This window comes from Camelimonas lactis (genome assembly GCF_004342915.1).
In the GTDB taxonomy this organism is placed as follows: Bacteria; Pseudomonadota; Alphaproteobacteria; order Rhizobiales; family Beijerinckiaceae; genus Camelimonas; species Camelimonas lactis.
Genome location: NZ_SLWL01000002.1, coordinates 215537 through 225892, shown reverse-complemented (window position 1 = coordinate 225892; position 10356 = coordinate 215537). Strand labels below are relative to the sequence as shown.

Sequence of the window (10356 nt, the reverse complement as noted above, 5' to 3'; positions counted from 1 at the left end):
ATCAGTACCTCACGATCACTTTGCCGGGCGCCCCGGCGCCACCATTTCGGGACGCGCCGGTCGACGTGATGCCGGCTGTGCCGGCGTCGCCTGCATTACTGGCCGCCAATCCGATCCCATCGCCCGAGCCCGGTTGACGGAAGGGGTTACCGTATGCGTTTCCTGGTGGCGCGTAGACGACGCTCCCCCCGTTGCCGATCCAGTAGAGCCCGCCGGGAGCGCCAGAGACGTGGACATCTCCGCCGCTGCCAGTGCCGCCCGAGCCCGCGAATGTCGGCAACACTCCGGACGCGCTTTGGCCCGACCCGCCGCCCGTAGCAGAGACGTAAGCCCCAAAACTTGAACTCCCGCCGGCTCCAGGCTGCGCAAACGGCGATGCAACGCCGCCCGTGCCGCCCGTGCCGATCGTTACAGCCACCGACGATCCGGGCGTGAGCCCTTTGATCGTCTTGCGCGCATAGCCGCCGCCGCCACCGGTAGACCCGCAGATGTTGGTCAACCCGAGACACGCGCCAGAGCCGCCGCCCGCTCCCCAGACCTCGACCTCGACCTGAGTGACGCCATCCGGCACGACAAAACTGTAGGAGCCTGCGGTGCCGTATATAGACTGGCCGCCAAGGCGGGTCGGCAGCACCATGAGCCGCCAGGCATCCGCCACGGGGTCATAGATATACTCGGATATGACCCCGGGCGGCCGGTCGCCGGGCTGCGTTGGCGTGCCGTCATAGCGCACCACAGCTTTCGCGCCCGCCCCCGCATCGAGCGTGTATGCAGCGGTATTTGTCGACGCGGCTCGCACGCGCAGGACGAGGCCCGGCGTGTAGGCCGAGAGCGGCGGATCAAGCGTCACCGTCAGGGCGTTGGCCGTGCCGGCTGCGACTGCGTAGTTCCACTTGCCCGACTGGACTACGGATGGGATGTCAGCAGCCCATCCGGTTGCAGTACGCGATAGATAACGCGCCGCGGTCGTCTTGCTCTGGTCAACGACCTGATGGCCGACAGGCACGTCCACAGCTACCCAGGCAGTCCCATTCCACTGGGCCAGATACCCGGCCAAGCCAGCCCATGCGCCTGTTGCGCCCGCTGGAATGACATGGGTGCGGCCGAGGGCGGGCGCGCCTGGCGGGGCGGTGACGGTGGCGCTTTCGACCACGCAGAAGCCGGCACGCAACATCTGGAAGATGCTGATGGCGGCGGCTGGCTGGATTTGAACCGTGACCTGCGCCGTCTCCGACACCGGGAAGACAATGTCCGTCACCAGCTCGACGGCCGCGCCCTGCGCCGGGCTGCGCTTCTCGACCAGCACATGGCGGGCGATGGCGATCATGTCTCCTGCCGCGTCGAACACCGCGATCTCACGGATATCAAACGGCCCGTCATCGACGGGGATAAGGGCGGACACGCGCCAGTGATTGGCGTTCACCGGATCGCGGCCGGCCGAAATGATCGGATAGGCCGCGCCGACCCGGCGCACCAGATCGGTCATGGCCGGGCTGGGCGTGATCGGGGCGCCGTTGCCGTCGCCAACGCGAATCGTGGTCAGGTTAAGGGCGGTGCCGCCGATCGCCGCCGCGATCTTGGCCTGCCCGACGTTGGTGACGACGCCAGTATAGTCGCTCATGCGATCCCCGGTTTGATTCGCAGCCGGGACCACACAGCCGCGCCGACATACAGCGGCGGCTGGGCGATCAGGCTGGTGACAGGTGAAGTGGTTGGGCTGATGCGGACGCGCGTGATGACAGCCGCGCCAACGCGGACAGGCACGCGGCTGGAGTTATCCGAGGCCGGATCGCTGGTGGTGAAGCGGATGGCCACGAACTGGCTCTTGCGCTGCATGCGCGCGACCATGCGGCCGATGCTGCGCTGCAGGCGGCTGGTGATCGCCTGTCCTTCGCCGATGAAGACTTCGGAGGCGACGGACACCGTGGCGACGTGGGTTCCGGGCGCGGCCTGCGGCGTATCCTGAAACCACTGCCGCCAGCTGGTGACCGTGACGCCCAGCATGGTGAGGCCCGTCCGGACGCCGTGGATGAACCCCATCTTGCTGTGCAGTTCGAAGGAACCCTTCAGCAGGCGACGGATAACGGCCTCGGACAGCCCGGGCTCCACGAAATGCTGGATGCCGAACTCTCGGATCAGAAAGGGCAGCATCCGCGTGTCAACGGAATCGATCCATTCGAAAAGCAGCGCCTTGAATTCAGGTTCGGCGAGGGCGCGGCGCAGCACGGCCCCGAACGCGCGCGAACGCGAATCGAGAATGGAAGGCGGGATGCTGCGAGGATCGAAGCGGTCAGCCATCTGTCCGCTCCACGATCACGTCTTCCGCGTCGATCAGGGCCGGCGACAGATATTCTGACTGGGCCAGCAGCCGGAAAGGCATGGCGCTGATTTCGGCATCCACCACGTCGTAGCGGGCAGCCTTCAGCGCTGCCTTCGCCGCGTCTTCGATTTCGCTGGGCGCCACCGGCGCGCCAAGTCGCTCGCGCCAGCCGGTCAGCACGCCATTGGCAGCAGCGGCTGCGACCAGGCCAGCGCCAGCCGTGGCTCCACGCAGGCGGACGGTCAGCACCGGCGCCACCGCGACGGCAGTGGCGGCCTTCACCGTGACTTCATCACCGAATCGAATGTCCAGAGCGTCGGCAGTGTTGAATGCCGCACGCACCTGATCGCGCAGGGCGGGACCTGCCGCGCCATCGGCCGTCAGCGGGTAAATGTCCACATAGCAGGGCTGCGGCCGCACAATGGCGACGTCGATGATGGCGGACGATACAGCGATAGCCGTTTCGCGATACCAGCCATGGCTGCCGCCGGTGGAGACGCGATCGAAGGCGTTGGCGACGCGCAGGCGATACAGCTCCACGTCCTCGTTATCCGCGCCACCTTCGCTGGTGGCGGTATTGGCGGCAGACACACCGGCCACGGGATCAAGCATGGTGTTGATCTGACCAGGCAGGAACCCGTTACCTGATACACCCGTAGTTTCAGCCTGGGCAGTCACGTCGGCCGACAGCTGGCCCGCCGCGATGACGGCCGGCTGGAGCGTCAGAAAGATGACGCCGCCGGAGCCGGCGCTAACGCGCGTGCCCTCGGAAATCAGGGTGTTGGCGGCGCGCGGTTCTGGCACGGAAAAACGCATGGCGGCCACGGCGGCGGCCGGTGGCAACTCTGGTGTTGAGCGGTTGGCGCCGAGCGCCAGCAGGCCGACGCGCGAGGCCTTTGACACCAGGTGCTGGTCAGCCGTAATCTGGGCCTCTTCCGCGACCAGCGACATGGCGTAGGCCAGCGTCTCGATCAGCAGCATCTCCACCTGCATGGGATAGAGGGTGCGGCCAGTCTCGCCTTCGAACCACGCGACGTAGCGCGCCTTCAGCACGTCCGGATCGCGCGTGAACAGGGCCGGCGTTTCGATCGCCGCCAGCGTCTCCAGCGAATAGGGACCGGGTTCATCGCGCCGCGCCATAGGGCACCTCCGTCACCTGAAGGGAGGCGGTTACGTCGGCGCGTGGCCGCCAGAAAACGGGGAACAGCCACTGGCTGGAGCTGACGGCGCGGGGCGCAATGCGCTCTACAAGGACGCGCGGCTCCCATGCCGTGATCGCGTCGAAGATTTCGCGGGTGAAGTTCGGGATGGCCTCGGCCGGGGCGCGGTCGATCCACGGCAACAGCCGGGTGCACTTCTCCGGCTGCAAAGGCACAGTGCCCTTTTCCGTGAGCACGATCGTCCAGATCGTCTGGTGCAGATCATCCAGGCCGGCAGCGATCTGGCCTATCGCGCTGGCGCCGTCATACGTGTCCAGCGCCATCTGCCAATGGACGTATGGAATGCTGGAGCGGTCAACGGGCAGGGCGGAAGACATGGGCAACCTTACGGGCGCGCGCGAGATTGAGGGCAGGTGAACATGACAGGCGAAGCCTCAGACCGGCGGCCCCGGCGGGCCATCCGGGGCGGAGACATGGCTGTGATCGGAGCCGACGTTCTTGCCGTTGTGGGTGAGGATGTCGCCAGTGATCGTCACCGGCCCTTCGATCGTCACCGGGCCTTTCAGGTTGATGGCCCCGCTTTCGATTTTCATGTTGGCGGGGACCTTCAGCACGAACCCGCCAGCTGCCTTGTCGTAAGTCAGCTCCAGGCCGCCGCCGAGCATCATGGCGATGTGATTCGGATCGGTCGCGGGGGGCGGGTCCTTGTCGCTGTACGACGCGCCGAGGATGCAGCCGTCTTCACCGCGCCAGTCGATCAGGCAGTGCACCTGACTGCCGATTTCCGGCATGGCGTAGACGCGACTGCCGGTGCCCGAGGCCAGGGCGGAATTGACGCTGAGCCAGTACGACGACACGCCGTCCTCGTCTTCGAACTCGACGCGGGCCTGCGCCTTCTCTGGCTTCAGCTCGCGCACGATCCCGCGTTTGAACGGGCTGTTCTCGCTCATTTGCCTTCCTCCCTGACGCCGACCAGCTCGACGGCCGTGGTCATGCCGCTGCGGGTCATCTGATGGCGGGCGCGGAGCACGGAATATTTGCGATCCCAATGACCGTAGCCCGCGAGCTGTACGGACTGTCCGGCGAGCAGAATGGGATCGCCGACCAGCGTGAAGGTCGCGGTCCACTGGCGCAGGTTGGCCTTCTGCAGGCGGGACTTCGCCATGGTCCTGGCCTGCTCTTCGTTCTCAACACGATCGTCGATGCGCACGCGGTCGCCGGTTTTGACGTCCCGGTCCTCAACCTCCACGTCGATCTTCTTTTTCTGGTTGCCTTCCCAATACGTCGCCTGGGCCTTGCTGGCGGTTTTCGGTGCGTTGTAGGCCAGCTGGTAGGAGATGATTTCCCGGTCGCCGCGCGTGATCGTCCGCACCGGTTCCCGGCCGAACACATCCTTGCGCGGCATGAACACGACGCGCTTGCCCTTGACGGCGAAGAACGCGCCATAGTCCTCGGCCAGGCGCTTCAGGAACTCCAGATCGGTTTCGCGGCGCTGGGTGATGCGGCCGAAGCCGATGTCGGGCGGCGTGCCGACGATCTGCATGCCGTGCTCACCAGCCACCTTGCGGGCAATGTCGCCGAGCTTCTGGTTCTCGAAAGCCTTGGTCTTTTTGGTCCGGAGCGCCTTGTCCACGGGGACGGACTGGCCCTGGGTGCTGAAGGTGTCGCCACCCCGGCCGCCCTTGGCGCAGGGCTTGTCGACAAAGAACGTCCCGACCGGAACCAGCAGGCCGCCGCGATAGCCGAACTGGCCGTCCACCTCGTCATTGTGCTGGGGAGACCAAGCGTCGAACCACTTGCCCGAGGCGTTCTGCAGGTCGAGCTGGATTTCGTCCGCCTCGCCCTCGATGTTGTCGGTGAAGGTCAGCGACAGGACGTGGCTGGAAACGCTGTCCCACAGCGGCACGCCGTTATAGTTTAGCAGCGCCGTGGGCTGGCCGAGGTCGAGCGGAGCCGTGCGGGCGCCGATCATCGGAACCATGGCGGCAGGTCTTCTGGCGCGACGCGGCGGGCGGACGGCGGCAGCACCGGGATGCGCAGCTGCGTTCCCACGGGCAGGATTTCCGGGAGCGGCGAAAACGAATCGGCGAACAGGTCGCGGTTGGCGGCGATGATCGGGGCGTAATTGCTGGCGTCGCCATAGTAGCGCCAGGCGATATGGTCCCAGCGCTCCAGCACGCCAACCGTATGAAGCAGGTGGCTCATTTGCGCGCCCCGACGTTGAGCGACGATCCGGAGCTGATGCCGGCCGCGGCGGCGCGGGCGATCGTGGTGGCAAGGCCAACCAGATCCTGAACCGGGCATTCCAGCAGCGTCAGCGACGCTTCCAGCCTGACGACGCGGCCGGTCGGCGTGGTGCGCAGCGTCTTGATGTCGAGGCTTTCGATCAGATAGCGCGCGCCGGTGTAAGAGCCGCCGCCGGAGACGTAGGGCAGCGGCTGGCGGGCGTTCATGGCGCCCTGCAACTGGCCCAGCTCTGTCACGGGATCGCAGAATGATTCGTCAAAGAAGAAACTGAGCTTCTTCGCGTCCAGATCGTCGCCGACGTCCTGAACGACGGGCTTGCCGGTCGCCACGTTATGGCGGGCCAATGTGGCCTTCGCGGTTTCACCGGCGGCCGTTGGCCCGGTGAAGATGCCCATCCTGACGGGGCCAAGCCAGCCGAAGCCCATATCAGTCAAACCTCAGTTCGGATCGCCTGTCGGCCACCTCCTGCACCAGCCGGGAGATTTCGTTTTTGTGCTGTTCCAGCAGTGAGGCGAAATCTTCCCGGCTGGCTCCGGGGGGCAGGGTCACGGTTGGACTGTAGACGACGCTGACGCTGCCGCTGCCTGGCCGTGACAGGGGGGCGGCGCTGTCGCCGATCGCCGGCGCGGCGGCGGCTGCGCCAATGCCCATCGCCATGCCAGCCGCCGGGATGGCGGCGCGCATGCCGACTGCGACAGCGCGCACGGCGGCCACGGCCGGCTCTGGCCGGATGGCTGAAGCCAGCGTCTCCGAGAACCTGACGCGGTCGAGATCGGACAGCGCGCCGACCTTGGCCGGGCTATGGGGCAGGTGGTCGCGAATCTGCTGGGTGACGGCGGCGACGGCCGCGACGGCTGCGCCAGCACCAGCGCGGATGCCGCCGGCCAGCGTGGTCATCATCGCCACGCCCTGGGCGTGGAAATTGGCGGCGGTCAGGATGGCGCTGACCTGGGCGACGGCGGCCTGAGCAGCCGGCCCGAGGGCGTCAATCGCAGCCTGGGCCGCGCGCGCCTGTTCGCCGGCCGCGATTACCGACGCCTGCTGATTCTGGGTGGCGATGTTCTGGCGCGTGCTGGCGTCGCCGGTGACGAACTGCCAGGCCTCGACGATGGCGCTCCGGACGCGGCCGACGCCGTTGACGATGTCGTTGATCCGGTTGGTGACGAAACCGCCAATCGAATCGAACACGCTGACGAAAACGCCCCGGATGGTTTCGCCCACCTGCGTAATCGCCGCGCCGATGCTGGACGCCCAGCTGACAACCGTCTGGCTGATCGACGACAGGGCGCCGCCGATGCGCGAACCCATGTCGGCGAAGAAAGACAGCGTGCCTGACCATCCGGAAACCAGGGCGCTGCCAATCCGCCCGCCGAGGCCAGCGAACCAGTCGATCAATCCGTTCCATGCGGAGCGCGCCGTGTCGGCGATCGACGTCCAGAGATTGGACAGCCACGGGCCGATGCTGCCCCAGTTCTGATAGATGTAATAAGCGCCCGCCGCCACGGCGGCGATGGCGGCGGCCACGGCCAGCACCGTGAGGGTGACGGGCAGGGAAGCGGCCGAGATTGCGGCGAGACCCGAGGCAACGCCGGCCATCCAGCCGATGACGTTGAGGCCGACAAGGCCGGCGATGACCACATGCCAGCCGCCGAGCGCCTGCGCCACGGTATTGGCAGGGCCGGCAATGCTCTTCAGCGTTTCGAAAATGCCCTTCAGGTGCTGTTCGGCTTCGCCCAGCCGGCGCACGATGTCTTCGCCGATGGCGCGGGCCATCGCCTGCGCGCCCTCCAGGCCAGCGCCAGCCATCTGCCGCTGCAGGGCTTCCAGCCGTGGGCGGATGTAGTCATTGGCGACCACGTCGAGCGCCTGACCGACCAGATACTGTCCGGTGTTGATGGCCGAGGCGGTGACGCCGCTGACCGTTGCAGCCTTTTCCTGCTGTCGCCCGGCGTGGACATTGAGCAGTTCGTTGGCGGCCGCCGTCGTGGCGGCCTGGTCGCCGATCGGCAGACTAACCTGTTGGCCACCGCGCATGAAGCTAAGGGAGTTGTCGTTGACTTTGGCGCCGAGAATCCGAGCGAGCTGGCCGATGTCATTGTCGCGAACCGTTGCCGCATAGGCTTGGGCTACCTCTGCCAGCTGAACCTGATATTGGGGTGTGCTGGCCCCAATCGCGGTATCGCCGAGCCGGCGATAGAGAGCCCCGTCGCCAGCAATGCCAGCTTTGCTCAACTCTCCCTGCGCTGAAATCAGATCGCTGGAGCTAAACACGTTGCCAGCGCTGATGCTGGCCTGTTCGGCCGCCGCAACAGATGCTCGTGCTTTCTCTGCGCCAAGGGCATTGGTCGTGCTCAGCACCGCCTGATGCCGCTGTTCCTGCTGCCCCCACGCGCCATAAATGGTGTCGGTGAATCCCGTCGCGGCCTGGCCAATGATGCCCTTGATCCTGCCAGCAACGCTGACAAGGGCATTGATCACATGCGTTTTGACGCTGTCGGCGATGGCCGTGCCAAAGGCGACGGCGGCGGCCGAGGCGATGGCCCGCCAGTTGATGCCGGACAGGGCCTGCCCAACCCGGCGCCAACGGCTTTCGGTCTGGGCCACAACTTCGCCGGTGCGGGCCGTGGCCTGCGCAGCCTCCCGTTGCGCCTGCGCCGCTGCCTTCGTCGCAGCTTCCGTCTGGCGCGCGGCGCGGGCGATCGCCTCGGCCTCGCGCTGATGCTGGCGATACGCGTCCATATAGGGTTCGCGCGCAGCGGCCTTGCGGGCCTGATCCGCCCGTTCGAACTCGCGGTATGCGACGCGCCGCCGGGCAATCTCCGCTTCCAGCGCCTGCCGGCGTTCTGCTTCCGATCGCGCCGCCCGCTCGCTTTCGGCGCGCGCCTGTTGCTGCATGCTGGCTTCAGAACGGGCGACATTGGCGGCCGTCTGGTCAGTCGCTGCCTTTGTCGCCTCGGCCGCGCGCGTCTGTTCGGCCTGTGCCCTGGCCGCTTTTTCCAGTTCTTTTGTATGGGCGGTGGCGGCCTTGGTATTCCGCTCGGACGCGGCGGCCGTGTTCTGCATGGACTTTTCGGCCTTGGCCACGTCAGCCGCGACCTTGCCCTGATCCATGCCCTTCTGCGCCGCCTGCATCTGGCGCATGACTTCCATTGCCTTCGCGGCGTTTGCCTCAAAGAGCAGCGTGAAAGTCATGTCGGTCATGGCAGGCTCCTGTCAACGCCGGAGAAGGGGCTCAAAGAAGCCGCCCCAATAGAGCAGTCCACACACCATGAGCATTGAAGTGAAGGCGTCGTGGAAACTGTATGGCGAGCGTGGCTGGCCATTCAGTACGGCGAACGAAATGAGGTTGAACGTCATGAGCGCGAGATAGATGATCGGGGGCCAGATGCTCATGTGCGCCGCTCCCTGACAGCGCCGCCCATCGCCCTGGCGACGGTGAACGCGTCTTTGTGGGCGGTGGTTTCGCGCCAGTTGCGCGACGGCAAGTAATCCGCCCAGAAAGGGTCATCTAGGGCGGGGCAGAGCGGGCGGTCGCCCGTCAGATCACGATCTTCGACTGACGCCCGCAGCTCACGCCGCGCCTGTCGCCGGGTGCGCCGCCAGAACTGCCGCTTGATCCGCTTCAGATGGCCTGGCCGCCAGTTGAGCAGCCGCCGCCATCCGGTGAAGGCGTCGAACTCTTCATTGGTGAAGCGTGAACGCGTGCCCATCATGATCGCGGCTCCCGTGAAAACGTGGTGATGAACCGGGCGCGCAACGGGACCTTCTCACAAATCCCGCTGCGCGCCCGGCATTTCCCTCTATGCTGATCGCGGCTCCCCAACCTCGACCTCAGAGAGGAAAACGGATGAAAGTAACTGCCACGAATATTGAATTTACCCGGCTCGTCGACAATGGAATTGATGAGATCGAGATGCCAGAATTCGTAGTTACCTTCCAGATTGGCAGTCATAATCAGACTGTTGAACTTCGATTTACCGTAGATACGGTCAAGACAATGGGGGACGCTTTGTCAGAAGCAAGGAAGCAGCTGGCAGAGTTCGCTGACGAACTAAAATTCGAAGCCCAAGCCGGCGCTATGGGGCACCGACGCCTCGGTTAGTCCTTTCGCATTCCGCTCCTGTGAATCGCGCACTCGGCGTCGTACCCATCGGCGCCGAGCTTTCGCAGGATTTTCCTGATCTGCTTCTTTCCCATGTCGCGGCGGACTGCATACGAAACCAGGGCGCAGGCAATATCGGTTTCGGGAGATCGGCCGCGAAACGGAACAGCCTGATCCGTGGCGACCAGATAGGCCCGGATACCTGCTTCAACCATCGTACCAAGCCCAAGAAAAGCCTCAGGCTCAGAGGCAATAAGCTGCTTGATACTTTCATCAGTTTCGCCAGGGGCGGCGAGGCGGAAGGCGCTCTCCATCGCAGCTGTGACGCCAGCCGGATCAAGCTTGAAAGGCGCGCCATCTGCTTCCTGCTTAGCGTCAGAACTGGTCATGAAATGGCCCTCAACTCTGCCTTTTCGCCGCCTCGGCCAGCAGCTTTTCGTAGGCGGCTTCCCGCTCTACCCGCCATGTGAATTCGTCGATCGACATGGCGGATAGTTCCGAATGGCGGTAGCCGCAGCGCAGCATGA

Annotated in this window: 14 protein-coding genes; 1 reads left to right on the top strand and 13 read right to left on the bottom strand. The window is 65.5% G+C overall.

All coding sequences use genetic code 11. The features are described 5' to 3' along the window. Position 1: 1 nt before the first annotated feature. Genes EV666_RS04025 through EV666_RS03975 form a run of 11 tightly spaced genes read right to left on the bottom strand, consistent with a single transcriptional unit; the run spans position 2 to position 9440 of the window. Positions 2–1621 carry a phage tail-collar fiber domain-containing protein gene (locus tag EV666_RS04025; RefSeq protein WP_132003445.1) on the bottom strand — a complete coding sequence of 540 codons (1620 nt, stop codon included), beginning with the start codon at positions 1619–1621 and terminating at the stop codon, positions 2–4. Beyond that, positions 1618–2298, bottom strand: a complete 681-nt coding sequence (locus tag EV666_RS04020) for a phage tail protein (protein ID WP_132003442.1) — start codon at positions 2296–2298, stop codon at positions 1618–1620. The genes EV666_RS04025 and EV666_RS04020 overlap by 4 nt, the downstream gene beginning before the upstream one ends. Next, entirely contained in the window at positions 2291–3460 is a 1170-nt protein-coding gene (locus tag EV666_RS04015; RefSeq protein WP_132003439.1) for a baseplate J/gp47 family protein, read from the bottom strand. Before EV666_RS04015 ends, EV666_RS04020 begins: the two co-directional genes overlap by 8 nt. Further along, positions 3444–3857 (bottom strand): baseplate, encoded by a 414-nt coding sequence (locus tag EV666_RS04010; protein WP_132003436.1) that lies wholly within the window; start codon positions 3855–3857, stop codon positions 3444–3446. The genes EV666_RS04015 and EV666_RS04010 overlap by 17 nt, the downstream gene beginning before the upstream one ends. Positions 3858–3914: 57 nt before the next feature. Then, the gene (locus EV666_RS04005; protein WP_132003433.1) at positions 3915–4430 is read right to left on the bottom strand and encodes a phage baseplate assembly protein V; all 516 of its coding nucleotides are present in this window, start codon (positions 4428–4430) and stop codon (positions 3915–3917) included. Beyond that, entirely contained in the window at positions 4427–5461 is a 1035-nt protein-coding gene (locus EV666_RS04000) for a phage late control D family protein (protein WP_132003430.1), read from the bottom strand. The genes EV666_RS04005 and EV666_RS04000 overlap by 4 nt, the downstream gene beginning before the upstream one ends. After that, positions 5449–5685, bottom strand: a complete 237-nt coding sequence (locus EV666_RS03995; protein ID WP_132003427.1) for a tail protein X — start codon at positions 5683–5685, stop codon at positions 5449–5451. Before EV666_RS03995 ends, EV666_RS04000 begins: the two co-directional genes overlap by 13 nt. Beyond that, positions 5682–6152, bottom strand: a complete 471-nt coding sequence (locus EV666_RS03990) for a phage tail protein (RefSeq protein ID WP_245514208.1) — start codon at positions 6150–6152, stop codon at positions 5682–5684. The genes EV666_RS03995 and EV666_RS03990 overlap by 4 nt, the downstream gene beginning before the upstream one ends. A gap of 1 nt (position 6153) precedes the next feature. Further along, the gene (locus EV666_RS03985) at positions 6154–8928 is read right to left on the bottom strand and encodes a phage tail family protein (RefSeq protein WP_132003421.1); all 2775 of its coding nucleotides are present in this window, start codon (positions 8926–8928) and stop codon (positions 6154–6156) included. Between the two features lie 12 nt (positions 8929–8940). Beyond that, positions 8941–9120 (bottom strand): hypothetical protein, encoded by a 180-nt coding sequence (locus EV666_RS03980; RefSeq protein ID WP_132003418.1) that lies wholly within the window; start codon positions 9118–9120, stop codon positions 8941–8943. Further along, on the bottom strand, positions 9117–9440 hold the full coding sequence (locus EV666_RS03975; protein WP_132003415.1) for a hypothetical protein: 324 nt from the start codon (positions 9438–9440) through the stop codon (positions 9117–9119). The genes EV666_RS03980 and EV666_RS03975 overlap by 4 nt, the downstream gene beginning before the upstream one ends. A 134-nt stretch (positions 9441–9574) precedes the next feature. On the opposite strand from EV666_RS03975, the gene EV666_RS03970 reads away from it, so the two are divergent. Next, a complete protein-coding gene (locus EV666_RS03970) occupies positions 9575–9829 on the top strand; it encodes a hypothetical protein (RefSeq protein ID WP_132003413.1) in 255 nt (84 codons plus the stop codon). On the opposite strand, the gene EV666_RS03965 is transcribed toward EV666_RS03970, so the two are convergent. Beyond that, a complete protein-coding gene (locus EV666_RS03965) occupies positions 9826–10218 on the bottom strand; it encodes a hypothetical protein (RefSeq protein WP_132003410.1) in 393 nt (130 codons plus the stop codon). The two genes, EV666_RS03970 and EV666_RS03965, sit on opposite strands and share 4 nt — an antisense overlap. A gap of 10 nt (positions 10219–10228) precedes the next feature. Continuing rightward, a complete protein-coding gene (locus EV666_RS18765; RefSeq protein ID WP_280990821.1) occupies positions 10229–10354 on the bottom strand; it encodes a hypothetical protein in 126 nt (41 codons plus the stop codon). Positions 10355–10356: the final 2 nt, after the last annotated feature.

Coding starts and splice junctions, on each gene's coding strand:
- EV666_RS04025 (WP_132003445.1), bottom strand. CDS start 1,621: ATGAGCGACTATACTGGCGTCGTCACCAACGTCGGGCAGGCCAAGATC.
- EV666_RS04020 (WP_132003442.1), bottom strand. CDS start 2,298: ATGGCTGACCGCTTCGATCCTCGCAGCATCCCGCCTTCCATTCTCGAT.
- EV666_RS04015 (WP_132003439.1), bottom strand. CDS start 3,460: ATGGCGCGGCGCGATGAACCCGGTCCCTATTCGCTGGAGACGCTGGCG.
- EV666_RS04010 (WP_132003436.1), bottom strand. CDS start 3,857: ATGTCTTCCGCCCTGCCCGTTGACCGCTCCAGCATTCCATACGTCCAT.
- EV666_RS04005 (WP_132003433.1), bottom strand. CDS start 4,430: ATGAGCGAGAACAGCCCGTTCAAACGCGGGATCGTGCGCGAGCTGAAG.
- EV666_RS04000 (WP_132003430.1), bottom strand. CDS start 5,461: ATGGTTCCGATGATCGGCGCCCGCACGGCTCCGCTCGACCTCGGCCAG.
- EV666_RS03995 (WP_132003427.1), bottom strand. CDS start 5,685: ATGAGCCACCTGCTTCATACGGTTGGCGTGCTGGAGCGCTGGGACCAT.
- EV666_RS03990 (WP_245514208.1), bottom strand. CDS start 6,152: ATGGGCTTCGGCTGGCTTGGCCCCGTCAGGATGGGCATCTTCACCGGG.
- EV666_RS03985 (WP_132003421.1), bottom strand. CDS start 8,928: ATGACCGACATGACTTTCACGCTGCTCTTTGAGGCAAACGCCGCGAAG.
- EV666_RS03980 (WP_132003418.1), bottom strand. CDS start 9,120: ATGAGCATCTGGCCCCCGATCATCTATCTCGCGCTCATGACGTTCAAC.
- EV666_RS03975 (WP_132003415.1), bottom strand. CDS start 9,440: ATGATGGGCACGCGTTCACGCTTCACCAATGAAGAGTTCGACGCCTTC.
- EV666_RS03970 (WP_132003413.1), top strand. CDS start 9,575: ATGAAAGTAACTGCCACGAATATTGAATTTACCCGGCTCGTCGACAAT.
- EV666_RS03965 (WP_132003410.1), bottom strand. CDS start 10,218: ATGACCAGTTCTGACGCTAAGCAGGAAGCAGATGGCGCGCCTTTCAAG.
- EV666_RS18765 (WP_280990821.1), bottom strand. CDS start 10,354: ATGCTGCGCTGCGGCTACCGCCATTCGGAACTATCCGCCATGTCGATC.